The sequence below is a fragment of the Burkholderia sp. BCC1996 genome, from assembly GCF_905339955.1.
Classification (GTDB): Bacteria; Pseudomonadota; Gammaproteobacteria; order Burkholderiales; family Burkholderiaceae; genus Burkholderia.
In genome coordinates, this window is record NZ_CAJPHM010000042.1 from 1 (window position 1) to 25,380 (window position 25,380).

Consider the following 25,380-nt stretch of genomic DNA (forward strand, 5'->3'; position numbering starts at 1 on the left):
AGCGCAGAAAATGTACAACCACCGCCGGGCGTTGGCGTTGGCGTTGGCGTTGGCGTTGGCGTTGGCGTTGGCGTTGGCGCAAGCAAGCAAGCAAGCAAGCAAGCAAGCTGGCTGGCTGGCTGGCTGGTCGAGCGGGCGGGACTTTCATGTACGCCGCGCGCCGTGTCGCGAATGGACGAGTGGCTCGACCCCGCTGCTGCCGGTAACTCCGCGGCCAGGGCGGCCAGTCTTGCACCGCTCGCAGCGCGAGAGTCTGATCGGCGCCGAATTGTTTGAGCAGATGGCGGCTCATTGACGCATCCTGCTCCTCATCATCGTTGACTGCATCGAACCCGCGCAGCGAGATCTACCACGTCTATCATCTCGGTTGCCACTGGCTTCGAGCTCCGCGCGGTTTCCATCCCGTGATGAACCGACCAGGGGGCGGGTCACCCTTGCGCGCAGCCGAAGGCTCCGTCAATCGCCGGGGTGCCGCCGATGGCCGCGTCATGCTCGAAGTGATCACGCCTCCGGTCGTTCTCCCGTTATTTACCTCCTCGAGCACATTGCACGGCAAGTCTAGCCATCGCAAATCGGAGTCCATTATCTCGGGCTCTTAATTGGTGTATATCGGTTATCTCCGCCCAACGTCGTCGATTCTGTTTCGAGGTGCTGGTGTGTGATTGGCGCGTCTCAGGGCAAATCCATGGCTGCCTCGGCGACAGCGCGAGGCCGAGATCGCGCGCCCGTCGGCATATGCGTGACGACCGCAACCGCCATGAGGCCTTCCATCGGCGCGAAGGCGTCGCGGAGGCGAATTTCTTCGACGAGCGAATAGACGGTGCCGCCGAAATAGTGGCAGCCTTCGCCCATCAATCCGAAATGCGTACCGTCCGCGTTGACGCCGGGCGACCGCACCGTGCATGCAAGTGCTTGGGCTACCCAGTGCCAAGCGCTCGATCGGGCGAATCGGCGGATCGTGCTGCTGCCATGGCTCCGGGTCGACATGAGCATCGCCGGGCAGCGAGTAGTCGATGTCGACGAACCCGCGTTGAATGTCGGCTTCCCTGCCGCCTGGTTCGTACGAGGCGACGTACAGGCGCCCCGGTCAAAGCCGATGCAGCTCCGCGCTTGACTGAACGAGGTTCCATTCGTATCCACACGTCGGATGGCGCGTGTATAGCGCAGCCTCGCCGCGATAGGCCGCCCAGACATTCATGGTGGTCGGCTTGCACGAAGGACGGTTCGACACAATGCGCGCTGCACTGCTGAACGTTCGCAGCGACGGCGACACGCAAGCGATGTGGCAGCAGGCGTGCGGGCGCAGATCGTCGCGCATCAGCGGCACCAAGACATCTAGGCAGGCCGAGCTGTTGGACCTTCTCGCAAGGTGCCAGCGTCGCTATCAGCCGCGATAACGTAGGTTGACGCTCGTTCGGCAACCACGCGTACGCGATCGCTTCCGGAGTCGTGACTCGCGGGCGTCGCCGCGTGCTGGTGGCCAACAAGCAGCCGGCGTCGACGGCCGGTTTTAAAGTCTCATGCGTCGCGCGAGCCGCGGCGCCTTTCGCGCGCCTGGCGGTGTGGTGCCCGGAAAGCGTCGGCTCTCGGACTGCCGCGATTCCTTCCCGTACTGCACCACGCGTTGTCGATGTTGCCCGCATGTGCCACGGAGGAAGCAAAGACCAGTGCGAAGGCAAGACGGACGACAGGGTATCGCGTGGAGGCAGGGAAACGGGAGAGCGGTCGGCACGATCGCGGGACACGGGATGGTACCGCGCGTGCCGTCCGTCAGTGGTGATGAGGGGAGGGGGCGAAGATAGCCCCCTAGGTGCTTTCCGGGTTCGATTCCGGTGTCGCAACGGAGCAAGCGGGAACGGCGACGCTTTCCCTGGAATCCGGCTTCGGCACCCCGTTTGCCGGAAACCCTTGCGCGCAGAAGCCGGTTGTCCCGGGTTTGGCGGGGTGCTGATGTGTCGCCATTAATCAACCTACCCCCTGGGCTCGCGTCGGAAGCCTTGCAGATTCCTCCGGCATGGAAATTGCAAATTTTTTGCGTTTACCCGCTTGGCATTATGCGTGAGAGGTCGTATCATGGCGGTCTTTCGTTTTCAGCGAAGATGCAAATCGAAGCTAAAGACGGAGTCTGACGAAGATGTGGGCGCCGATCGGCGATCCTCTTGTGCTTGCCTCAGCCGGGTGAGCGCGGGTGTCGGGTGAGTCGCCAGGGTGCGCTGGAAGAGAATGAAAATAATCTTCCGGATGTGCTTGACAAGAGTGCGATGCACCCCCATAATCGTCAGTTCTCTACGGAGGGGTGCCCGAGTGGCTAAAGGGGGCAGACTGTAAATCTGTTGGCTTACGCCTACGTTGGTTCGAATCCAACCTCCTCCACCAGAACATCAGCGCAGAGAGCGGTAGGGAATCGTTAGTGGCCCGTGCGGGTGTAGCTCAATGGTAGAGCAGAAGCCTTCCAAGCTTACGACGAGGGTTCGATTCCCTTCACCCGCTCCAGTCCGTGTAGTTGAAGCGTAATACCGCCCATGTGGCTCAGTGGTAGAGCACTCCCTTGGTAAGGGAGAGGTCGGCAGTTCGATCCTGCCCATGGGCACCAGCAGTAAAAAGTCAGTGTCTGTTTGCGCGCGGCGCAACATGTGAAATTCCTTTCGGGAGTTGAAAATGGCCAAGGAAAAGTTTGAGCGGACCAAGCCGCACGTCAACGTTGGTACGATTGGTCACGTTGACCACGGCAAGACGACGCTGACGGCAGCGATCACGACGGTGCTGACGAAGAAGTTCGGCGGCGAAGCGAAGGCTTACGACCAGATCGACGCGGCACCGGAAGAAAAGGCGCGCGGCATCACGATCAACACGGCACACGTCGAGTACGAAACGGCTAACCGCCACTACGCACACGTCGACTGCCCGGGCCACGCTGACTATGTGAAGAACATGATCACGGGCGCGGCACAGATGGACGGCGCGATCCTGGTTTGCTCGGCAGCAGACGGCCCGATGCCGCAGACGCGTGAGCACATCCTGCTGGCACGTCAGGTTGGCGTTCCGTACATCATCGTGTTCCTGAACAAGTGCGACATGGTGGACGACGCTGAACTGCTCGAGCTGGTCGAGATGGAAGTTCGCGAACTCCTGTCGAAGTACGACTTCCCGGGCGACGACACGCCGATCGTGAAGGGTTCGGCCAAGCTGGCGCTGGAAGGCGACACGGGCGAGCTGGGCGAAGTGGCGATCATGAGCCTGGCAGATGCGCTGGACACGTACATCCCGACGCCGGAGCGTGCAGTTGACGGCGCGTTCCTGATGCCGGTGGAAGACGTGTTCTCGATCTCGGGCCGTGGTACGGTGGTGACGGGTCGTGTCGAGCGCGGCATCGTGAAGGTCGGCGAAGAAATCGAAATCGTCGGTATCAAGCCGACGGTGAAGACGACCTGCACGGGCGTTGAAATGTTCCGCAAGCTGCTGGACCAAGGTCAGGCAGGCGACAACGTCGGTATCCTGCTGCGCGGCACGAAGCGTGAAGACGTGGAGCGTGGCCAGGTTCTGGCGAAGCCGGGTTCGATCACGCCGCACACGCACTTCACGGCTGAAGTGTACGTGCTGAGCAAGGACGAAGGCGGCCGTCACACGCCGTTCTTCAACAACTACCGTCCGCAGTTCTACTTCCGTACGACGGACGTGACGGGCTCGATCGAGCTGCCGAAGGACAAGGAAATGGTGATGCCGGGCGACAACGTGTCGATCACGGTGAAGCTGATCGCTCCGATCGCGATGGAAGAAGGTCTGCGCTTCGCAATCCGCGAAGGCGGCCGTACCGTCGGCGCCGGCGTCGTCGCCAAGATCATCGAGTAAGCCAGTTATTCGTTGATCGACAGTTTTGGGGCTGGCAACAGCCAGCCCCAGCATGGTTTAGGGGTATAGCTCAACTGGCAGAGCGTCGGTCTCCAAAACCGAAGGTTGGGGGTTCGATTCCCTCTGCCCCTGCCAAAAATCGCCACGTGTCCCACGTGGCATTTGTTTTAAGGTGTTATGGCGAATCCATCCGTCGAAACTGTAAATACCTCCGGCGATAAGCTGATGCTGGCCCTGGGCGTATTGCTGGTCTTGGCCGGATTCGTGGGCTTCTTCTGGCTGGCCAACCAGCAGTGGTATGTCCGCGGTGCCGCATTGGCGGTAGGTATCATCGCCGGCGTGGCCGTCGGCCTGATGTCCGCACCTGGCAAGAGCCTCATCGCGTTTGCCAAGGACTCGTACAAGGAAGTCCGCAAGGTCGTTTGGCCCACCCGCAAGGAAGCAACGCAAACCACACTCGTCGTGTTCGGTTTCGTGCTCGTGATGGCGATTTTCCTCTGGTTGAGTGACAAATCGATCGAATGGGTGATTTTCTCGGCGATTCTGGGTTGGAAATGATATGAGCGATACTCCGGCATCCCCGAGCGGAAAGCGTTGGTACGTCGTGCACGCCTACTCCGGTATGGAGAAGAGCGTGCAGCGTGCGCTTCAGGAGCGCATCGAACGTGCTGGCATGCAGGATAAATTCGGTCAGATCCTGGTTCCGACCGAAGAAGTGGTCGAAGTCAAAGGTGGCCACAAGGCAGTAACCGAGCGTCGTTTCTTCCCCGGCTACGTGCTGGTGGAAATGGAAATGACGGACGAAACGTGGCACCTCGTGAAGAACACGGCGAAGGTCACGGGTTTCGTCGGCGGTGCGCGTAACCGCCCGACTCCGATTTCCCCGAAGGAAGTCGAAAAGATCATGTCGCAGATGCAGGAAGGCGTCGAGAAGCCGCGCCCGAAGACCCTGTTCGAAGTTGGCGAGATGGTGCGTGTCAAGGAAGGCCCGTTCACGGACTTCAACGGCACGGTCGAAGAAGTCAACTACGAAAAATCGCGCGTGCGTGTGTCGGTCACGATCTTTGGCCGATCCACTCCGGTCGAACTCGAGTTCGGCCAGGTCGAAAAAGTTTGATCCCGATTCGGTGGGCAGCCTCGGCTGCCCACCTTCGCGCTTACGGTCCGCGTTATGGCCGTTGAGGAGCGTCAGTAGCCAGCGGCGAACGCGCGTTATCACTCACCGAACGCCGTCTGGCGTTCCAACGAGGTTTACAAATGGCAAAGAAGATTGTCGGCTTTATCAAGCTGCAGATTCCTGCAGGTAAAGCCAACCCGTCGCCGCCGGTCGGTCCGGCACTGGGCCAGCGCGGCCTGAACATCATGGAGTTCTGCAAGGCGTTCAACGCGCAGACTCAAGGCATGGAGCCGGGTCTGCCGGTGCCGGTGGTCATCACGGCATACGCTGACAAGAGCTTCACGTTCGTGATGAAGACGCCGCCGGCAACCGTCCTGATCAAGAAGGCGGCGAAGGTGGACAAGGGCTCGAGCAAGCCGCACACCGACAAGGTCGGTTCGATCACGCGCGCTCAAGCCGAAGAAATCGCGAAGACCAAGATGCCGGACCTTACGGCAGCTGATCTGGACGCAGCCGTTCGCACCATCGCTGGTAGCGCACGCTCGATGGGCATCACTGTGGAGGGCGTGTAAATGGCTAAGATCTCCAAGCGCCGTCAGGCATTTGCCGCCAAGGTCGACCGTCAGAAGCTGTACGCGATCGAAGACGCACTGGCACTCGTGAAGGAATGCGCGAGCGCGAAGTTCAACGAATCGATCGACGTCGCAGTCCAGCTCGGCATCGATGCGAAGAAGTCGGACCAGGTCGTTCGTGGTTCGGTCGTTCTGCCGGCAGGTACGGGCAAGTCGGTTCGCGTTGCCGTGTTCGCGCAAGGCGAGAAGGCCGAGCAGGCTCGTGCAGCAGGCGCGGAAATCGTCGGTATGGAAGACCTGGCTGAGCAGATCAAGGCTGGCCAGATGGACTTCGACATCGTGATCGCTTCGCCGGACACGATGCGTATCGTCGGTACGCTCGGTCAGATCCTCGGCCCGCGCGGCCTGATGCCGAACCCGAAGGTCGGCACGGTCACGCCGGACGTCGCAACCGCCGTCAAGAACGCGAAGGCTGGTCAGGTGCAATTCCGTGTCGACAAGGCCGGTATCATCCACGCGACCATCGGCCGTGCATCGTTCGAATCGACTGCACTGCGTTCGAACCTGTCGGCGCTGATCGAAGCGCTGCAGAAGGCGAAGCCGGCAACGAGCAAGGGCGTCTACCTGCGCAAGATCGCACTGTCGAGCACGATGGGCGTCGGCGTGCGTGTCGACCAGGCTACGCTGGCAGCGTAAGAAAGTATTCGGGCCGCTTCGTTCGCGAAGCGGCCTACATGGGCTTTGGGCGGTTGTTCGTGCAGTTGGGCGGGCAACCGGTTATCAAAGACCGTTGGTGGGACGCAGCAGGCAGGCGATCCCTTAATTCAAGCCAACGCAGATGGCGAACCCGAAAAAGTTTTGCAGTGGTGAAGCCGCAGGTCGTGAAGCGATTCACGGCGTGAGGTGGAAATACTCCTAACGAGGTCGGACGCCGTTGTTGAACGAGGTACGTGAGGTTTCGGCCATGCCGGCCGCGCCGAACGTATCGTTTCTGGAGGCTAACCGTGCCGCTTAATAGAGAAGACAAGCAAGCCGTCGTCGCTGAGGTTTCCGCGCAAGTCGCGAAGGCCCAGACCGTTGTGCTGGCTGAGTATCGTGGAATTGCGGTTGGCGATCTGACCAAGCTGCGCGCGAAAGCGCGTGAGCAACAGGTTTACCTGCGCGTGTTGAAGAACACGCTGGCGCGTCGCGCTGTTGAAGGTACCCCGTTTGCTCCGCTGGCAGAGCAGATGACTGGTCCGCTGATCTACGGCATCTCGGAAGATGCAATTGCCGCTGCTAAGGTCGTCAACGACTTCAGCAAGAGCAATGACAAGTTGGTCATCAAGGCTGGTTCGTTCGATGGCAAGGTGATGGACAAGGCTGGCGTGCAAGCGCTGGCAAGCATCCCGAGCCGTGAAGAACTGCTCTCGAAGCTGCTGTTCGTTATGCAATCGCCTGTTTCGGGCTTCGCGCGTGCTCTGGCCGCGCTCGCCGAGAAGAAGCAAGCGGAAGCTGCGTAAGCGAACGTGCATCAGCGTTACTGATCGCTGGCTGTATCCGAATTCAATTTAGGAGTATTTCAAATGGCAATCGCAAAAGAAGACATCCTGGCAGCAGTCGAAGGGATGACCGTTCTGGAACTGAACGAACTGGTCAAGGCGTTCGAAGAGAAGTTTGGCGTGTCGGCAGCTGCAGTGGCAGTCGCTGGCCCGGCAGGCGGCGGCGCTGCTGCTGCTGCAGAAGAAAAGACCGAATTCACGGTCGTTCTGGCTGAAGCAGGCAGCAACAAGGTTGCAGTCATCAAGGCAGTTCGCGAACTGACGGGCCTGGGCCTGAAGGAAGCGAAGGACGTCGTTGACGGCGCACCGAAGGCTGTCAAGGAAGGCGTCGACAAGGCTGCTGCTGAAGAAGCCAAGAAGAAGCTGGAAGAAGCAGGCGCGAAGGTCGAAGTCAAGTAAGTTTCGACGCGCTGTGCGAAGGCTGGCGGTATTTTCACCGCCGGCCTTTTTGTGCTTTGTGGGGACGTTATTCTGGCACTCATTCGGGAGCCCGAATAATCGGCCCCAGAAGCCAAAGAAAACCGCCGAATCGTTGTCAATGCATCGATTGGCGTTTCTCTTTGTCTTCTGAAGCGACTGCAGAAGGCAAGTTTGGTCGGGTAGCGGGCAACACAGGCATCCGCTGCCGTCAGCCAGCGGTTGGTAGCGGCCAACCACCAAGCTTCTCGGCTCGTTCAAGCCATCGGGCGGCCATCGGGTCTCAGTCGGTGAACACTCGGGTTTGAAACGTCCAGGTATCCCGCCTCGACAGCACCCGCCGTGATTCGGAGATCGTATGCAATATTCCTTCACCGAGAAGAAGCGCATTCGCAAGAGTTTCGCGAAGCGCCCCATCGTTCACCAAGTTCCGTTCTTGCTGGCCACCCAGCTTGAATCATTCAGCACGTTTCTGCAAGCCGATGTGCCTGGCGCGCAACGCAAGCCTGAAGGTTTGCAGGCCGCCTTCACATCGGTATTTCCCATTGTTTCGCACAACGGCTTCGCGCGCCTCGAGTTCGTGAGCTATGCGTTGTCCGCGCCGGCATTCAACATCAAGGAATGCCAGCAGCGTGGCCTGACGTACTGCTCCGCGCTGCGCGCGAAGGTCCGCCTCGTCATCCTCGACAAGGAATCGCCGAACAAGCCGGTCGTCAAGGAAGTGAAGGAGCAGGAAGTGTACATGGGCGAAATTCCGCTCATGACGCCGACGGGCTCGTTCGTCATCAACGGCACCGAGCGTGTCATCGTCTCGCAGCTGCACCGTTCGCCGGGCGTGTTCTTCGAACACGACAAGGGCAAGACGCACAGCTCGGGCAAGCTGCTGTTCTCGGCACGGATCATTCCGTACCGCGGCTCGTGGCTCGACTTCGAATTCGATCCGAAGGACATCCTGTACTTCCGCGTCGACCGTCGCCGCAAGATGCCGGTCACGATCCTGCTGAAGGCCATCGGCCTGACGCCGGAACAGATCCTCGCGAACTTCTTCGTGTTCGACAACTTCACGCTGATGGGCGAAGGCGCGCAACTCGAGTTCGTGCCCGAGCGCCTGCGTGGTGAAGTCGCACGCTTCGACATCACGGATCGTGATGGCAAGGTCATCGTCCAGAAGGACAAGCGGATCAACGCGAAGCACATTCGCGACCTCGAAGCCGCGAAGACCAAGTTCATCTCGGTGCCGGAAGACTATCTGCTCGGCCGCGTGCTGGCGAAGAACGTCGTCGACGGCGACACCGGCGAAGTGATCGCGAGCGCCAACGACGAAGTCACGGAAAGCGTGCTCGAGAAGCTGCGCGAAGCGGACATCAAGGACATCCAGACGCTCTACACGAACGATCTGGACCAGGGTCCGTACATCTCGTCGACGCTGCGTGTCGACGAAACGACCGACAAGACGGCCGCGCGCATCGCGATCTACCGCATGATGCGTCCGGGCGAGCCGCCGACCGAAGAAGCGGTCGAGGCGCTGTTCAACCGTCTGTTCTACAGCGAAGAAGCGTACGACCTGTCGAAGGTCGGCCGCATGAAGTTCAACCGCCGCGTCGGCCGTGACGAGATCGTCGGCCCGATGACGCTGCAGGACGACGACATCCTCGCGACGATCAAGATCCTCGTCGAGCTGCGCAACGGCAAGGGCGAAGTGGACGACATCGACCACCTCGGCAACCGTCGCGTGCGTTGCGTCGGCGAACTGGCGGAAAACCAGTTCCGCGCAGGTCTCGTGCGTGTCGAGCGCGCGGTCAAGGAACGCCTCGGCCAGGCCGAAAGCGAAAACCTGATGCCGCACGACCTGATCAACTCGAAGCCGATTTCGTCGGCGATCCGCGAGTTCTTCGGTTCGTCGCAGCTGTCGCAGTTCATGGACCAGACCAACCCGCTGTCGGAAATCACGCACAAGCGCCGTGTTTCCGCACTGGGCCCGGGCGGTCTGACGCGCGAACGCGCAGGCTTCGAAGTGCGTGACGTGCACCCGACCCACTATGGCCGCGTGTGCCCGATCGAAACGCCGGAAGGTCCGAACATCGGTCTGATCAACTCGCTCGCACTGTACGCGCACCTGAACGAGTACGGCTTCCTCGAGACGCCGTACCGCAAGGTCGTGGACAGCAAGGTGACCGACCAGATCGACTACCTGTCGGCGATCGAGGAAGGCCGCTACATGATCGCGCAGGCGAACGCCGCGATCGACGAAAACGGCACGCTGATCGACGAACTCGTGTCGTCGCGTGAAGCCGGCGAAACGATGATGGTCACGCCGGACCGTATCCAGTACATGGACGTCGCGCCGTCGCAGATCGTGTCGGTTGCAGCTTCGCTGATCCCGTTCCTCGAGCACGACGACGCGAACCGTGCACTGATGGGTTCGAACATGCAGCGTCAGGCCGTGCCGTGTCTGCGTCCGGAAAAGCCGGTCGTCGGTACGGGTATCGAGCGCACCTGCGCGGTCGACTCGGGCACGACGGTCCAGGCGTTCCGCGGTGGCGTGGTCGACTACGTCGACGCAGGCCGTATCGTGATTCGCGTGAACGACGACGAAGCGGTCGCGGGTGAAGTCGGTGTCGACATCTACAACCTGATCAAGTACACGCGTTCGAACCAGAACACGAACATCAACCAGCGTCCGATCGTGAAGATGGGCGACAAGGTCTCGCGCGGCGACGTGCTGGCCGACGGCGCCTCGACGGACCTGGGCGAGCTCGCGCTCGGCCAGAACATGCTGATCGCGTTCATGCCGTGGAACGGCTACAACTTCGAAGACTCGATCCTGATCTCGGAGAAGGTCGTTGCGGACGATCGCTACACGTCGATCCACATCGAAGAGCTGAACGTCGTTGCACGCGACACGAAGCTCGGGCCGGAAGAAATCACGCGCGACATCTCGAACCTGGCGGAAGTCCAGCTCGGCCGTCTCGACGAATCGGGCATCGTGTACATCGGTGCTGAAGTCGAAGCGGGCGACGTGCTGGTCGGCAAGGTCACGCCGAAGGGCGAGACCCAGCTGACGCCGGAAGAGAAGCTGCTGCGCGCGATCTTCGGCGAGAAGGCTTCGGACGTGAAGGACACGTCGCTGCGCGTGCCGTCGGGCATGAGCGGCACCGTGATCGACGTCCAGGTGTTCACGCGTGAAGGCATCCAGCGCGACAAGCGCGCGCAACAGATCATCGACGACGAACTGAAGCGCTACCGTCTCGACCTGAACGACCAGCTGCGCATCGTGGAAGGCGACGCGTTCCAGCGTCTCGCACGCATGCTGGTGGGCAAGGTCGCGAACGGCGGTCCGAAGAAGCTCGCGAAGGGCACGAAGATCGACCAGGCTTACCTGGAAGACCTCGACCACTACCACTGGTTCGACATCCGCCTCGCGGACGACGAAGCAGCGGCATCGCTCGAAGCGATCAAGAACTCGATCGAAGAGAAGCGTCACCAGTTCGACCTCGCGTTCGAAGAGAAGCGCAAGAAGCTCACGCAAGGCGACGAACTGCCGCCGGGCGTGCTGAAGATGGTCAAGGTGTACCTCGCGGTCAAGCGTCGCCTGCAGCCTGGCGACAAGATGGCGGGCCGTCACGGTAACAAGGGTGTCGTGTCGAAGATCGTCCCGATCGAAGACATGCCGTACATGGCCGACGGCCGTCCGGCAGACGTCGTGCTGAACCCGCTGGGCGTTCCGTCGCGGATGAACGTGGGTCAGGTTCTGGAAGTGCACCTCGGCTGGGCCGCGAAGGGCCTCGGCTGGCGTATCGGCGAAATGCTGCAGCGTCAGGCGAAGATCGAGGAACTGCGCGTGTTCCTGACGAAGATCTACAACGAGTCGGGCCGCCAGGAAGACCTGGAAAGCTTCACCGACGACGAGATCCTCGAACTCGCGAAGAACCTGCGCGAAGGCGTGCCGTTTGCAACGCCGGTGTTCGACGGTGCGACCGAGGAAGAAATGGGCAAGATGCTCGACCTCGCGTTCCCGGACGACATCGCGGAACAGCTCGGCATGAACCCGTCGAAGAACCAGGTCCGCCTGTACGACGGCCGCACGGGTGAAATGTTCGAACGTCGCGTGACGCTCGGCTACATGCACTACCTGAAGCTGCACCACTTGGTCGACGACAAGATGCACGCACGTTCGACCGGCCCGTACTCGCTCGTCACGCAGCAGCCGCTGGGTGGTAAGGCGCAGTTCGGTGGCCAGCGTTTCGGTGAAATGGAAGTGTGGGCACTCGAAGCGTACGGCGCGTCCTACGTGCTGCAGGAAATGCTGACGGTGAAGTCGGACGACGTGACCGGCCGGACGAAGGTTTACGAGAACCTCGTCAAGGGCGATCACGTGATCGATGCAGGCATGCCGGAATCCTTCAACGTGCTCGTGAAGGAAATCCGCTCGCTCGGTATCGACATCGATCTCGACCGCAATTAATCGGACTACGGAGAGAAGGCAATGAAAGCTCTGCTCGATCTATTCAAGCAAGTCCAACAGGAAGAAGTTTTCGACGCGATCAAGATCGGTCTGGCCTCGCCGGACAAGATCCGCTCGTGGTCGTTCGGCGAAGTGAAGAAGCCGGAGACCATCAACTACCGTACGTTCAAGCCGGAACGCGATGGTCTGTTCTGCGCGAAGATCTTCGGGCCGATCAAGGACTACGAGTGCCTGTGCGGCAAGTACAAGCGCCTGAAGCACCGCGGCGTGATCTGCGAGAAGTGCGGCGTCGAAGTGACGCTGGCGAAGGTGCGTCGCGAACGGATGGGCCACATCGAGCTGGCCTCGCCGGTCGCGCACATCTGGTTCCTGAAGTCGCTGCCGTCGCGTCTGGGCATGGTGCTCGACATGACGCTGCGCGACATCGAACGCGTGCTGTACTTCGAAGCATACGTGGTGATCGAACCGGGCATGACGCCGCTGAAGGCGCGGCAGATCATGACCGAAGAGGATTACTACAACAAGGTCGAGGAATACGGCGACGAATTCCGTGCCGAGATGGGCGCGGAAGGCGTGCGTGAACTGCTGCGTGCGATCAACATCGACGAGCAGGTCGAGACGCTGCGCACCGAGCTGAAGAACACCGGCTCGGAAGCGAAGATCAAGAAGTACGCGAAGCGCCTGAAGGTCCTCGAGGCATTCCAGCGCTCGGGCATCAAGCCCGAGTGGATGATCCTCGAAGTGCTGCCGGTGCTGCCGCCGGAACTGCGTCCGCTCGTGCCGCTGGACGGCGGCCGTTTCGCGACGTCGGACCTGAACGACCTGTATCGCCGCGTGATCAACCGTAACAACCGGTTGAAGCGTCTGCTCGAGCTGAAGGCACCTGAAATCATCGTCCGCAACGAAAAGCGGATGCTGCAGGAAGCCGTCGACTCGCTGCTCGACAACGGTCGTCGCGGCAAGGCGATGACGGGCGCGAACAAGCGTCCGCTGAAGTCGCTCGCCGACATGATCAAGGGCAAGGGCGGTCGTTTCCGTCAGAACCTGCTGGGCAAGCGCGTCGACTACTCGGGCCGTTCGGTCATCGTGGTCGGCCCGACGCTGAAGCTGCACCAGTGCGGTCTGCCGAAGCTGATGGCGCTCGAGCTGTTCAAGCCGTTCATCTTCAACAAGCTGGAAGTGATGGGCGTTGCGACGACCATCAAGGCTGCGAAGAAGGAAGTCGAGAACCAGACGCCGGTGGTGTGGGACATCCTCGAAGAGGTGATCCGCGAGCACCCGGTGATGCTGAACCGTGCGCCGACGCTGCACCGTCTCGGTATCCAGGCGTTCGAGCCGGTGCTGATCGAAGGCAAGGCGATTCAGCTGCACCCGCTCGTCTGCGCGGCGTTCAACGCCGACTTCGACGGTGACCAGATGGCCGTTCACGTGCCGCTGTCGCTCGAAGCGCAGATGGAAGCGCGTACGCTGATGCTGGCGTCGAACAACGTGCTGTTCCCGGCCAACGGCGATCCGTCGATCGTGCCGTCGCAGGATATCGTGCTGGGTCTGTACTATGCGACCCGCGAAGCGATCAACGGCAAGGGCGAAGGCCTGTCGTTCACCGGCGTGTCGGAAGTGATCCGCGCGTACGAGAACAAGGAAGTCGAGCTGGCCTCGCGCGTCAACGTGCGGATCACCGAAATGGTCCGCAACGAGGACACGTCGGAAGGCGCGCCGGAATTCGTGCCGAAGATCTCGCTGTACGCGACGACCGTCGGTCGCGCGATCCTGTCGGAGATCCTGCCGCACGGCCTGCCGTTCTCGGTGCTGAACAAGCCGCTGAAGAAGAAGGAAATCTCGCGCCTGATCAACACCGCATTCCGCAAGTGCGGTCTGCGTGCGACGGTCGTGTTCGCCGACCAGCTGATGCAGTCGGGTTTCCGCCTCGCAACGCGTGCCGGCATTTCGATCTGCGTGGACGACATGCTCGTGCCGCCGCAGAAGGAAACGATCGTCGGCGACGCCGCGAAGAAGGTGAAGGAGTACGACCGCCAGTACATGTCGGGTCTCGTCACCGCGCAGGAACGCTACAACAACGTGGTCGACATCTGGTCGGCAACGTCGGAAGCGGTCGGCAAGGCGATGATGGAGCAGCTGTCGACGGAGCCGGTGACGGACCGCGACGGCAACGAGACGCGCCAGGAGTCGTTCAACTCGATCTACATGATGGCCGACTCGGGCGCCCGGGGTTCGGCGGTGCAGATTCGTCAGCTGGCCGGTATGCGAGGCCTGATGGCGAAGCCGGACGGCTCGATTATCGAGACGCCGATTACCGCGAACTTCCGCGAAGGCCTGAACGTGTTGCAGTACTTCATCTCGACCCACGGTGCACGTAAGGGTCTGGCTGATACGGCACTGAAGACCGCGAACTCGGGTTACCTGACGCGTCGTCTCGTCGACGTCACGCAGGATCTGGTGGTGGTCGAGGACGATTGCGGCACGTCGAACGGCGTCGCGATGAAGGCGCTGGTCGAAGGCGGTGAAGTCGTCGAAGCGCTGCGCGACCGTATCCTCGGCCGCGTTGCGGTCGCGGACGTCGTGAACCCGGAAACGCAGGAAACGCTGTACGAATCGGGCACGCTGCTCGACGAAACGGCGGTCGAGGAAATCGAACGCCTCGGCATCGACGAAGTGCGCGTGCGCACGCCGCTGACCTGCGAAACGCGCTACGGTCTGTGCGCGGCCTGCTACGGCCGTGACCTCGGCCGCGGCTCGCTCGTGAACGTCGGCGAAGCAGTCGGCGTGATCGCGGCACAGTCGATCGGTGAACCGGGCACGCAGCTGACGATGCGTACGTTCCACATCGGTGGTGCGGCATCGCGTGCGGCAGTGGCGTCGTCGGTCGAAGCGAAGAGCAACGGTATCGTGCGTTTCACGGCGACGATGCGTTACGTCACCAACGCGAAGGGCGAGCAGATCGTCATTTCGCGTTCGGGCGAGGCGCTGATCACCGACGATTTCGGTCGCGAGCGCGAGCGTCACAAAGTGCCGTACGGCGCGACGCTGCTGCAACTCGACGGTGCGACGATCAAGGCCGGCACGCAGCTGGCGACGTGGGACCCGATGACGCGTCCGATCATCACCGAGTACGGTGGTACGGTGAAGTTCGAGAACGTCGAGGAAGGCGTGACCGTCGCGAAGCAGATCGACGACGTGACCGGCCTGTCGACGCTGGTCGTGATCGACGTGAAGCGTCGTGGTTCGCAAGCTTCGAAGAGCGTGCGTCCGCAGGTGAAACTGCTCGACGCGAACGGCGACGAAGTGAAGATCCCGGGCACGGAGCACGCAGTGCAGATCGGCTTCCAGGTCGGCGCACTGATCACCGTGAAGGACGGCCAGCAAGTGCAGGTGGGTGAAGTGCTTGCACGTATCCCGACCGAAGCGCAGAAGACGCGTGACATTACCGGCGGTCTGCCGCGGGTGGCGGAACTGTTCGAAGCGCGTTCGCCGAAGGATGCCGGCATTCTCGCGGAAGTCACCGGTACGACGTCGTTCGGCAAGGACACGAAGGGCAAGCAGCGTCTCGTCATCACGGACCTCGAAGGCAATCAGCACGAGTTCCTGATCGCGAAGGAAAAGCAGGTCCTGGTCCACGATGCTCAGGTCGTCAACAAGGGTGAAATGATCGTGGACGGCCCGGCCGATCCGCACGACATCCTGCGTCTGCAGGGTATCGAGGCGCTGTCGCGCTACATCGTCGACGAAGTGCAGGACGTGTATCGTCTGCAGGGCGTGAAGATCAACGACAAGCACATCGAGGTGATCGTTCGCCAGATGCTGCGTCGTGTGCAGATCACCGACAACGGTGATACGCGCTTCATCCCGGGCGAACAGGTCGAGCGTTCCGACATGCTGGACGAGAACGATCGCATGATCGCCGAGGGCAAGCGCCCGGCTTCGTACGACAACGTGCTCCTCGGTATCACGAAGGCGTCGCTGTCGACCGACTCGTTCATCTCCGCGGCATCGTTCCAGGAAACGACCCGCGTGCTGACCGAAGCGGCGATCATGGGCAAGCGCGACGATCTGCGCGGCCTGAAGGAAAACGTGATCGTCGGCCGTCTGATCCCGGCCGGTACGGGTCTCGCGTTCCACAAGGCACGCAAGGCGAAGGAGATGTCCGACCGCGAGCGTTTCGACCAGATCGCTGCGGAAGAGGCATTCGACTTCGGTACGCCGAGCGCGCCGGCGGAAGAGCCGCAACACCCGGCAGCCGAATAAGCGCGGGCGGCGCGAGCCGCCTCACGCTGCCGTATTCGCTGTCATCGAAACCGCCCGGTTCGCCGGGCGGTTTTTTTTATCCGTCGTTCACGTGCATGACGGGCTTGCCGCTCGGTTGCGCAGGCCCGTCATGCGCGCGCTCGAACCCTGTCCGATCGGCCAACGTTGCACGATTCGCCGCGCGCTGCGCGAGCGGGTTGTTAAAATTGCGGTCATCCTTCCGCCGTCCTCGTTCTCACTCATGTCCCGCGCCCTCGAAATCCTCGACGAAGTTTTTGGTTATTCCGCCTTTCGCGGCCAGCAGGGCGAGATCGTCGAACACGTCGCCGGCGGCGGCGATTGCCTCGTGCTGATGCCGACGGGCGGCGGCAAGTCGCTGTGCTACCAGATCCCGGCGCTGCTGCGCCGCGAGGCCGGGCAGGGCGCGGGCATCGTGGTGTCGCCGCTGATCGCGCTGATGCAGGACCAGGTCGCCGCGCTGAGCGAAGTCGGCGTGCGCGCGGCCTACCTGAACTCGACACTGTCGGGCGCCGAGGCCGCGGCGACCGAGCGCGCGTTGCGCGAGGGCGAGATCGACCTGCTGTACGTCGCGCCCGAGCGGCTGATGACGGGCCGCTTCCTCGACCTGCTCGAGCGCGCGAAGATCGGCCTGTTCGCGATCGACGAGGCGCACTGCGTGTCGCAGTGGGGGCATGACTTCCGTCCCGAATACATCCAGCTGTCGGTGCTGCACGAACGCTTCCCGTCGGTGCCGCGCATCGCGCTGACGGCCACTGCCGACGCGATCACGCGCGACGAGATCATCCATCGCCTCGCGCTCGACGACGCGCGCGTGTTCGTGTCGAGCTTCGATCGCCCGAACATCCGTTACCGGATCGTCGAGAAAGACAATGCGCGTTCGCAGCTGCTCGATTTCATCCGCGCGGAACACACGAACGCGGACGGCACGACCGACGCGGGCGTCGTCTACTGCCTGTCGCGCCGCAAGGTCGAGGAAACGGCCGAATGGCTGAAGGCTCAGGGTGTGCGCGCGCTGCCGTATCACGCGGGGATGGAGTTCGAGGTACGGCAGAAGCACCAGGAAATGTTCCAGCGCGAGGAAGGCATCGTGATGTGCGCCACGATCGCGTTCGGCATGGGCATCGACAAGCCGGATGTGCGCTTTGTCGCGCACCTCGATTTGCCGAAGAGCGTCGAGGGCTACTACCAGGAAACCGGCCGTGCGGGCCGCGACGGGATGCCGGCGAATGCGTGGATGGCGTATGGGCTCGGCGACGTCGTCCAGCAGCGCAAGATGATCGACGAGTCCGATGCGGACGACGCGCACAAGCGCGTGCAGACGTCGAAGCTCGACGCGTTGCTCGGGTTGTGCGAGACGATCTCGTGCCGGCGCGTGCGGCTCCTCAACTATTTCGGCGAGGCGAGCCAGCCGTGCGGCAACTGCGACACGTGCCTCGAACCGCCCGATTCATGGGACGCGACGCGCGAGGCGCAGATGGCGCTGTCATGCGTATTCCGCGCGCAGCGCGCGAGCGGCTTCAATTTCGGCTCGAGCCATCTGATCGAGATCCTGCGCGGCGGCCGCACGGAGAAAGTGTTGCAGCGCGGCCACGACCAGCTCAGCACGTTCGGGATCGGCGCATCGCTGTCCGAACCCGAGTGGCGCGCGATTTTCCGGCAACTCGTCGCGTACGGCTATCTCGCGGTCGACCATGGCGGCTTCGGCGCGCTGATGCTGACCGAGGCCGCGAAGCCGGTGCTGAAGAACGAGGAGAAGGTCACGCTGCGCCGCTACGTGAAGCCGCAGCGCACGCGCCAGTCGTCGAGCCGCAGCGGCACGCGCGTCGACCCGACGGCCGGCATGGGCACGCGCGAGCGCGCACGCTGGGACGCGCTGCGCGCGTGGCGCGCGGAAACCGCGAAGTCCGACGGCGTGCCGGCCTACGTGATCTTCCACGATGCGACGCTGGCCGAAATCGCGCGCAACGCGCCGGAGACGATCGACGACCTGCGCCATATCCCCGGCATGGGCGTGCGCAAGCTCGAACGCTTCGGCGACGAGATCATCGACGTCGTCGAATCGGCGTGACACAGGTGTTCCGACCCTTCCGGTAAACCGCCCGCGCGGCTGGCAAATCACGCAAGCCGTTGACTTAGTTGGCATTTCCGGAATATCATGCTGGGTTCCGGTATTCGGTGGGCCGTGTCGCGTTCGAAAGCTCGCACCCGATTCGCCGGTTCGGAAGTCAACTGTGCGTCGATTCTCGCTTTGCCCGAAATCGATGTGCAGATTTTGTTCAATTTCAGGAATAAACAATGCCAACCATCAACCAACTGGTTCGCAAAGGCCGTCAGTCGGAAACGACGAAGAGCAAGAGCCCGGCCCTGCAGGACTGCCCCCAGCGTCGCGGCGTGTGCACCCGTGTGTACACGACGACGCCGAAGAAGCCGAACTCGGCACTCCGTAAGGTCGCCAAGGTTCGTCTGACGAACGGCTTCGAAGTGATTTCGTACATCGGCGGTGAAGGCCACAACCTGCAGGAACACTCGGTTGTGCTGATCCGCGGCGGCCGTGTGAAGGACTTGCCGGGTGTGCGTTACCACATGGTTCGCGGCTCGCTGGATACCCAGGGCGTCAAGGACCGTAAGCAAGCGCGCTCGAAGTACGGCGCGAAGCGTGCAAAGGCTGCCAAGTAAGCAGTTTTTGATCAGGGATCGCCGCAGGGCGGTCAAGGCGGGAGTGCCGGATTGCCGGTGCTGTCGAGTAAGTGGTCACCCGGCCAAGCTGGTTAGTCGTGAAGATGTGATCGGGTTTGTTGGTGGCCGCGGAGCTGGAACCAGCTCCAACTGAACAAGTAAAGGAAGAATCATGCCGCGTCGTCGCGAAGTCCCCAAGCGGGAAGTGTTGCCGGATCCGAAGTTCGGCAACGTTGATGTTGCCAAGTTCATGAACATGCTGATGCTGTCCGGCAAGAAGTCGGTTGCAGAGCGCATCGTTTATGGCGCATTCGAACAAATCCAGACCAAGGGTGGCAAGGACCCGCTGGAAGTGTTCACGGTTGCGCTCAACAACGTGAAGCCGGTGGTCGAAGTGAAGAGCCGCCGCGTTGGTGGTGCCAACTATCAAGTTCCGGTCGAAGTGCGCCCGTCGCGTCGTATGGCATTGGCGATGCGCTGGCTGCGTGAGGCTGCGAAGAAGCGCAGCGAGAAGTCGATGGCTCTGCGCCTGGCAGGTGAACTCTCCGAAGCGGCCGAAGGCCGTGGCGGCGCGATGAAGAAGCGCGATGAAGTTCACCGCATGGCAGAAGCCAACCGCGCGTTCTCGCATTTCCGTTTCTAAGCGCCTGGCTGGGCTGTTTGCGGAAATAAATTCCGGGCGGGTGCGCTTTTCAGGCGCCTCGCCCGTTTGTGTTGAAGCATGATGCAGCTGGGCTGCATCATGTCATCCCAGTAGAGGATCAAAGTGGCTCGCAAGACTCCTATCGAGCGCTACCGCAATATCGGTATTAGCGCTCACATCGACGCCGGCAAAACGACGACGACCGAGCGCATTCTGTTTTACACCGGTGTGAACCACAAGATCGGTGAAGTCCACGACGGCGCAGCAACGATGGACTGGATGGAGCAGGAACAAGAGCGTGGCATCACGATCACGTCCGCTGCTACCACGGCCTTCTGGAAGGGCATGGGCGGCAACTATCCGGAACACCGCATCAACATCATCGACACCCCGGGCCACGTCGACTTCACGATCGAAGTGGAGCGTTCGATGCGCGTGCTCGACGGCGCGTGCATGGTGTACTGCGCAGTGGGCGGCGTGCAGCCGCAGTCGGAAACGGTGTGGCGCCAGGCTAACAAGTACAAGGTGCCCCGTCTCGCGTTCGTCAACAAGATGGACCGTACCGGCGCGAACTTCTTCAAGGTCTACGACCAGCTCCGTCTGCGCCTGAAGGCGAACCCGGTTCCGGTCGTGGTGCCGATCGGCTCGGAAGAAAACTTCAAGGGCGTGGTCGACCTGATCAAGATGAAGGCGATCATTTGGGACGAAGCGTCGCAAGGCACGAAGTTCGACTACGTCGACATCCCGGCCGAGCTCGCCGAGACCTGCAAGGAATGGCGCGAAAAGATGGTCGAAGTGGCTGCTGAAGCCAGCGAAGACCTGATGAACAAGTACCTGGAAGAAGGCGATCTGCCGGAAGCCGACATCGTCAAGGCGCTGCGCGACCGTACGATCGCGTGCGAAATCCAGCCGATGCTGTGCGGTACCGCGTTCAAGAACAAGGGCGTGCAGCGTATGCTCGACGCCGTGATCGACTTCCTGCCGTCGCCGGTCGACATCCCGCCGGTCAAGGGCGAGCTCGAAAACGGTGAAGAAGCAGAGCGCAAGGCGTCGGACGAAGAGAAGTTCTCGTCGCTCGCGTTCAAGATCATGACCGACCCGTTCGTCGGCCAGCTGATCTTCTTCCGTGTGTACTCGGGCGTCGTCAATTCGGGCGACACGCTGCTGAACTCGACCAAGGGCAAGAAGGAACGCCTCGGCCGGATTCTGCAGATGCACGCGAACCAGCGTGAAGAAATCAAGGAAGTCCGTGCAGGCGACATCGCTGCTGCGGTCGGCCTGAAGGAAGCGACCACGGGCGACACGCTGTGCGACCCGGCGAACCCGATCGTTCTCGAACGCATGGTGTTCCCGGAGCCGGTGATTTCGCAGGCTGTCGAGCCGAAGACCAAGGCTGACCAGGAAAAGATGGGCCTCGCGCTGAACCGTCTGGCGCAGGAAGATCCGTCGTTCCGCGTGCAGACCGACGAAGAGTCGGGCCAGACCATCATTTCGGGCATGGGCGAGCTCCACCTCGAAATTCTGGTCGACCGGATGAAGCGTGAATTCGGCGTGGAAGCGACCGTCGGCAAGCCGCAGGTTGCATACCGCGAAACGATCCGTTCGACGGCGAAGGATGTCGACGGCAAGTTCGTCAAGCAGTCGGGTGGTCGCGGCCAGTACGGTCACGCGGTCATCACGCTCGAGCCGAACGAACAAGGCAAGGGCTACGAGTTCTTCGACGAGATCAAGGGTGGTGTGATTCCGCGTGAATACATCCCGGCGGTCGACAAGGGTATCCAGGACACGCTGAAGTCGGGCGTGCTGGCTGGCTTCCCGGTCGTCGACGTGAAGGTTCACCTGACGTTCGGTTCGTACCACGACGTTGACTCGAACGAAAACGCGTTCCGCATGGCCGGTTCGATGGCGTTCAAGGAAGCGATGCGCAAGGCGAACCCGGTCGTCCTCGAGCCGATGATGGCTGTCGAAGTCGAGACGCCGGAAGACTACATGGGCAACGTGATGGGCGACCTGTCGGGCCGTCGCGGTATCGTCCAGGGCATGGAAGACATGGTTGGCGGCGGCAAGATCGTTCGCGCCGAAGTGCCGCTGTCGGAAATGTTCGGTTACTCGACGTCGCTGCGTTCGCTGACGCAAGGTCGTGCAACGTACACGATGGAGTTCAAGCACTACGCTGAAGCTCCGCGCAACGTTGCTGAAGCGATCATCAGCGCGAAGTCGAAGTAAATCTGCAGCTACCAACCGATATTTTTTGAAAGAAGAGAATCATGGCAAAAGGTAAATTTGAGCGGACCAAGCCGCACGTCAACGTTGGTACGATTGGTCACGTTGACCACGGCAAGACGACGCTGACGGCAGCGATCACGACGGTGCTGACGAAGAAGTTCGGCGGCGAAGCGAAGGCTTACGACCAGATCGACGCGGCACCGGAAGAAAAGGCGCGCGGCATCACGATCAACACGGCACACGTCGAGTATGAAACGGCTAACCGCCACTACGCACACGTCGACTGCCCGGGCCACGCTGACTATGTGAAGAACATGATCACGGGCGCGGCACAGATGGACGGCGCGATCCTGGTTTGCTCGGCAGCAGACGGCCCGATGCCGCAGACGCGTGAGCACATCCTGCTGGCACGTCAGGTTGGCGTTCCGTACATCATCGTGTTCCTGAACAAGTGCGACATGGTGGACGACGCTGAACTGCTCGAGCTGGTCGAGATGGAAGTTCGCGAACTCCTGTCGAAGTACGACTTCCCGGGCGACGACACGCCGATCGTGAAGGGTTCGGCCAAGCTGGCGCTGGAAGGCGACACGGGCGAGCTGGGCGAAGTGGCGATCATGAGCCTGGCAGATGCGCTGGACACGTACATCCCGACGCCGGAGCGTGCAGTTGACGGCGCGTTCCTGATGCCGGTGGAAGACGTGTTCTCGATCTCGGGCCGTGGTACGGTGGTGACGGGTCGTGTCGAGCGCGGCATCGTGAAGGTCGGCGAAGAAATCGAAATCGTCGGTATCAAGCCGACGGTGAAGACGACCTGCACGGGCGTTGAAATGTTCCGCAAGCTGCTGGACCAAGGTCAGGCAGGCGACAACGTCGGTATCCTGCTGCGCGGCACGAAGCGTGAAGACGTGGAGCGTGGCCAGGTTCTGGCGAAGCCGGGTTCGATCACGCCGCACACGCACTTCACGGCTGAAGTGTACGTGCTGAGCAAGGACGAAGGCGGCCGTCACACGCCGTTCTTCAACAACTACCGTCCGCAGTTCTACTTCCGTACGACGGACGTGACGGGCTCGATCGAGCTGCCGAAGGACAAGGAAATGGTGATGCCGGGCGACAACGTGTCGATCACGGTGAAGCTGATCGCTCCGATCGCGATGGAAGAAGGTCTGCGCTTCGCAATCCGCGAAGGCGGCCGTACCGTCGGCGCCGGCGTCGTCGCCAAGATCATCGAGTAATATCGACGATCCGCGGATCCCTCCGGGGTCCGCGATTCCACGGTAGGCAGTCGTACCGTCGAAACCGGGTGTCCAGTTCGATCTGGCACCCGGTTTTTCTTTGTGGCGTGCGCGTTGCCGTATTGACAAACGCACACCACCGCTTCGATTTTTCGTGTAGAATCGCGGGCTTAGCAGTGGAAGTACCGTTCGGGACCGGGCGCCTCGCTCCCCGCAGGCAACAGGTTTCGCGTTCTTTTAGTGTCCGGCGATGCAACATCGCCTCGCTCTTTTCAAGGAATCGTCATGCAGCAACAGAAAATCCGCATTCGCCTGAAGGCTTTCGACTATCGTCTGATCGATCAATCGGCTGCCGAGATCGTCGATACCGCGAAGCGGACTGGCGCAATCGTCCGTGGCCCGGTGCCGCTGCCGACGCGCATCCAGCGTTTTGACATCCTGCGTTCGCCGCACGTCAACAAGACGTCGCGCGATCAGCTCGAAATCCGTACCCACCAGCGCCTGATGGACATCGTCGATCCGACCGACAAGACGGTTGACGCGCTGATGAAGCTCGACCTGCCGGCTGGCGTCGACGTGGAAATCAAGCTGCAGTAAGGCTTTCGGCGCCTCCTGGCGTGCCGGGCGGTGCTAAGTCTTTGTATTGCTTGCGGAAATCGAGAAGTCGGGCTATACTGCTTGGCTTTTCGCGTATTCGCGTAAAAAAGTTGGGCCTTGCGTGCCCGGCATTTTGTAAATCAGCCCCGACCAATCGCAGTCGGGAATGGAGAAAATGATGAGCCTTGGACTCGTAGGTCGCAAGGTTGGCATGACCCGTATCTTCACGGCTGAAGGGGATTCGATTCCCGTCACCGTGCTGGACGTGTCGGACAACCGCGTGACGCAGATCAAGACTGTTGAAACCGACGGCTACACGGCCGTGCAGGTTGCATTCGGCTCCCGCCGCGCATCGCGCGTGACGAAGCCGCTGGCAGGTCATCTCGCCAAAGCCGGTGTCGAAGCCGGTGAAATCCTCAAGGAATTCCGCATTGACGCGGCCAAGGCAGCTGAGCTGTCGAATGGCGCCGTGGTCGGTGCTGATCTTTTCGAAGTAGGCCAGAAGGTCGACGTGCAAGGCGTGTCGATCGGTAAGGGCTACGCCGGTACGATCAAGCGTTACAACTTCTCCTCCGGCCGTGCTACCCACGGTAACTCGCGCTCGCACAACGTGCCGGGCTCGATCGGTATGGCGCAGGATCCGGGTCGCGTTTTCCCGGGTAAGCGCATGACGGGTCACCTCGGTGACGTTACGGTGACGGTGCAGAACCTCGAAATCGCTCGTATCGACGCAGAGCGCAAGCTGCTGCTCGTCAAGGGCGCGATTCCGGGCGCGAAGGGCGGCAAGGTTTTCGTGACGCCGGCCGTCAAGACCAAGGGGGCGAAATAATGGAACTCAAGCTCCTGAACGAAAATGGTCAGGAAGGTGCAGTGGTCAACGCGTCGGACGTCGTGTTCGGTCGTGACTACAACGAAGCGCTGATCCACCAGGTCGTCGTCGCGTACCAGGCGAATGCTCGCCAGGGTAACCGCGCACAGAAGGACCGCGAGCAAGTCAAGCACACCACCAAGAAGCCGTGGCGTCAGAAGGGTACGGGCCGCGCTCGTGCCGGTATGTCGTCGAGCCCGTTGTGGCGTGGCGGTGGTCGCATCTTCCCGAACTCGCCGGAAGAAAACTTCTCGCACAAGGTCAACAAGAAGATGCATCGCGCAGGTCTCTGCTCGATCTTCTCGCAGCTGGCCCGCGAAGGCCGTCTGTCGGTCGTCGAGGACATCATCCTCGAAGCGCCGAAGACCAAGCTGCTGGCTGACAAATTCAAGACCATGGGTCTCGACTCCGTTCTGATCATCACGGACACGGTCGACGAGAACCTGTACCTGGCTTCGCGCAACCTGCCGCACGTGGCGATTGTCGAGCCGCGCTACGCTGACCCGCTGTCGCTGATCTACTTCAAGAAAGTGCTGGTCACGAAGGCTGCGGTCGCCCAGATCGAGGAGTTGCTGTCATGAGCGAGATTCGCAAGAACGATCATCGTTTGATGCAGGTCCTGCTCGCACCGGTGATCTCGGAAAAGGCGACGCTGGTTGCCGACAAGAACGAGCAAGTCGTGTTCGAAGTCGCACCGGATGCCACGAAGCAGGAAGTGAAGGCGGCTGTCGAGCTGCTGTTCAAGGTTGAAGTTGATTCGGTCAACGTGCTGGTTCAGAAGGGCAAGCAAAAGCGCTTCGGCCGTTCGATGGGCCGCCGCAAGGACGTGAAGAAGGCGTACGTTTGCCTGAAGCCCGGCCAGGAAATCAACTTTGAAGCGGAGGCCAAGTAAT

At 61.4% G+C, this 25,380-nt stretch carries 21 protein-coding genes and 4 tRNA genes; 23 read left to right on the plus strand and 2 right to left on the minus strand.

Features of this window, described 5'->3' with window-relative positions; translation table 11 throughout:
* Positions 1 to 295, plus strand: a 295-nt coding sequence (locus U4Z64_RS34970; RefSeq protein WP_321822426.1) for a hypothetical protein, incomplete at its 5' end; no start/stop codon positions are given.
* A 377-nt stretch (positions 296 to 672) separates the two neighbouring features.
* Here U4Z64_RS34970 and U4Z64_RS34975 read toward each other — a convergent pair.
* Both U4Z64_RS34975 and U4Z64_RS34980 read right to left on the minus strand, forming a co-directional pair.
* Complete coding sequence (locus U4Z64_RS34975; protein WP_321822427.1) at positions 673 to 987, minus strand: hypothetical protein; 315 nt, start codon at positions 985 to 987, stop codon at positions 673 to 675.
* Between the two features lie 100 nt (positions 988 to 1,087).
* On the minus strand, positions 1,088 to 1,318 hold the full coding sequence (locus tag U4Z64_RS34980; protein ID WP_321822428.1) for a hypothetical protein: 231 nt from the start codon (positions 1,316 to 1,318) through the stop codon (positions 1,088 to 1,090).
* A 972-nt stretch (positions 1,319 to 2,290) separates the two neighbouring features.
* Between U4Z64_RS34980 and U4Z64_RS34985 the strand changes: the two genes are divergently transcribed.
* The 22 genes from U4Z64_RS34985 to rplW all read left to right on the plus strand — a co-directional run bounded on the left by U4Z64_RS34985 (position 2,291) and on the right by rplW (position 25,379).
* Positions 2,291 to 2,376 (plus strand) — tRNA-Tyr (locus U4Z64_RS34985).
* A 43-nt stretch (positions 2,377 to 2,419) separates the two neighbouring features.
* Positions 2,420 to 2,493: transfer RNA gene (locus tag U4Z64_RS34990), tRNA-Gly, on the plus strand.
* 25 nt (positions 2,494 to 2,518) lie between these two features.
* Positions 2,519 to 2,593 (plus strand) — tRNA-Thr (locus U4Z64_RS34995).
* Between the two features lie 65 nt (positions 2,594 to 2,658).
* On the plus strand, positions 2,659 to 3,849 hold the full coding sequence (gene tuf, locus U4Z64_RS35000) for an elongation factor Tu (RefSeq protein ID WP_006482910.1): 1,191 nt from the start codon (positions 2,659 to 2,661) through the stop codon (positions 3,847 to 3,849).
* A gap of 59 nt (positions 3,850 to 3,908) precedes the next feature.
* Positions 3,909 to 3,984 (plus strand) — tRNA-Trp (locus tag U4Z64_RS35005).
* 42 nt (positions 3,985 to 4,026) lie between these two features.
* Positions 4,027 to 4,407, plus strand: a complete 381-nt coding sequence (gene secE, locus U4Z64_RS35010) for a preprotein translocase subunit SecE (protein ID WP_006482892.1) — start codon at positions 4,027 to 4,029, stop codon at positions 4,405 to 4,407.
* Position 4,408: 1 nt separating this feature from the next.
* Positions 4,409 to 4,966 (plus strand): transcription termination/antitermination protein NusG, encoded by a 558-nt coding sequence (gene nusG, locus U4Z64_RS35015; protein ID WP_006400672.1) that lies wholly within the window; start codon positions 4,409 to 4,411, stop codon positions 4,964 to 4,966.
* Positions 4,967 to 5,106: 140 nt separating this feature from the next.
* Positions 5,107 to 5,538 (plus strand): 50S ribosomal protein L11, encoded by a 432-nt coding sequence (rplK, locus tag U4Z64_RS35020; protein WP_006400671.1) that lies wholly within the window; start codon positions 5,107 to 5,109, stop codon positions 5,536 to 5,538.
* A complete protein-coding gene (gene rplA / locus U4Z64_RS35025; protein ID WP_044849038.1) occupies positions 5,539 to 6,234 on the plus strand; it encodes a 50S ribosomal protein L1 in 696 nt (231 codons plus the stop codon).
* A 308-nt stretch (positions 6,235 to 6,542) separates the two neighbouring features.
* On the plus strand, positions 6,543 to 7,040 hold the full coding sequence (gene rplJ, locus U4Z64_RS35030) for a 50S ribosomal protein L10 (protein ID WP_021161756.1): 498 nt from the start codon (positions 6,543 to 6,545) through the stop codon (positions 7,038 to 7,040).
* 63 nt (positions 7,041 to 7,103) lie between these two features.
* Positions 7,104 to 7,478 carry a 50S ribosomal protein L7/L12 gene (rplL, locus tag U4Z64_RS35035; protein ID WP_021161757.1) on the plus strand — a complete coding sequence of 125 codons (375 nt, stop codon included), beginning with the start codon at positions 7,104 to 7,106 and terminating at the stop codon, positions 7,476 to 7,478.
* 376 nt (positions 7,479 to 7,854) lie between these two features.
* Positions 7,855 to 11,961 (plus strand): DNA-directed RNA polymerase subunit beta, encoded by a 4,107-nt coding sequence (rpoB, locus tag U4Z64_RS35040; RefSeq protein WP_044849037.1) that lies wholly within the window; start codon positions 7,855 to 7,857, stop codon positions 11,959 to 11,961.
* A 21-nt stretch (positions 11,962 to 11,982) separates the two neighbouring features.
* A complete protein-coding gene (gene rpoC, locus U4Z64_RS35045; RefSeq protein WP_044849036.1) occupies positions 11,983 to 16,224 on the plus strand; it encodes a DNA-directed RNA polymerase subunit beta' in 4,242 nt (1,413 codons plus the stop codon).
* 241 nt (positions 16,225 to 16,465) lie between these two features.
* Complete coding sequence (gene recQ, locus U4Z64_RS35050) at positions 16,466 to 18,313, plus strand: DNA helicase RecQ (RefSeq protein ID WP_044849035.1); 1,848 nt, start codon at positions 16,466 to 16,468, stop codon at positions 18,311 to 18,313.
* A 227-nt stretch (positions 18,314 to 18,540) separates the two neighbouring features.
* On the plus strand, positions 18,541 to 18,921 hold the full coding sequence (gene rpsL / locus U4Z64_RS35055) for a 30S ribosomal protein S12 (RefSeq protein ID WP_006400662.1): 381 nt from the start codon (positions 18,541 to 18,543) through the stop codon (positions 18,919 to 18,921).
* Positions 18,922 to 19,093: 172 nt separating this feature from the next.
* Positions 19,094 to 19,564: a 30S ribosomal protein S7 gene (gene rpsG / locus U4Z64_RS35060; RefSeq protein WP_006477195.1), complete on the plus strand. Its 471-nt coding sequence runs from the start codon at positions 19,094 to 19,096 to the stop codon at positions 19,562 to 19,564.
* Positions 19,565 to 19,687: 123 nt separating this feature from the next.
* Entirely contained in the window at positions 19,688 to 21,790 is a 2,103-nt protein-coding gene (gene fusA, locus U4Z64_RS35065; RefSeq protein WP_044849034.1) for an elongation factor G, read from the plus strand.
* A gap of 41 nt (positions 21,791 to 21,831) precedes the next feature.
* Complete coding sequence (gene tuf, locus U4Z64_RS35070) at positions 21,832 to 23,022, plus strand: elongation factor Tu (RefSeq protein ID WP_011350666.1); 1,191 nt, start codon at positions 21,832 to 21,834, stop codon at positions 23,020 to 23,022.
* 285 nt (positions 23,023 to 23,307) lie between these two features.
* Entirely contained in the window at positions 23,308 to 23,619 is a 312-nt protein-coding gene (gene rpsJ, locus U4Z64_RS35075; RefSeq protein WP_004199280.1) for a 30S ribosomal protein S10, read from the plus strand.
* A 178-nt stretch (positions 23,620 to 23,797) separates the two neighbouring features.
* Positions 23,798 to 24,448 carry a 50S ribosomal protein L3 gene (rplC, locus tag U4Z64_RS35080; RefSeq protein WP_006752926.1) on the plus strand — a complete coding sequence of 217 codons (651 nt, stop codon included), beginning with the start codon at positions 23,798 to 23,800 and terminating at the stop codon, positions 24,446 to 24,448.
* Positions 24,448 to 25,068 (plus strand): 50S ribosomal protein L4, encoded by a 621-nt coding sequence (rplD, locus tag U4Z64_RS35085; protein WP_006477192.1) that lies wholly within the window; start codon positions 24,448 to 24,450, stop codon positions 25,066 to 25,068. Before rplC ends, rplD begins: the two co-directional genes overlap by 1 nt.
* A complete protein-coding gene (rplW, locus tag U4Z64_RS35090; RefSeq protein ID WP_004199275.1) occupies positions 25,065 to 25,379 on the plus strand; it encodes a 50S ribosomal protein L23 in 315 nt (104 codons plus the stop codon). Before rplD ends, rplW begins: the two co-directional genes overlap by 4 nt.
* The last annotated feature ends 1 nt before the right edge of the window (position 25,380 follow it).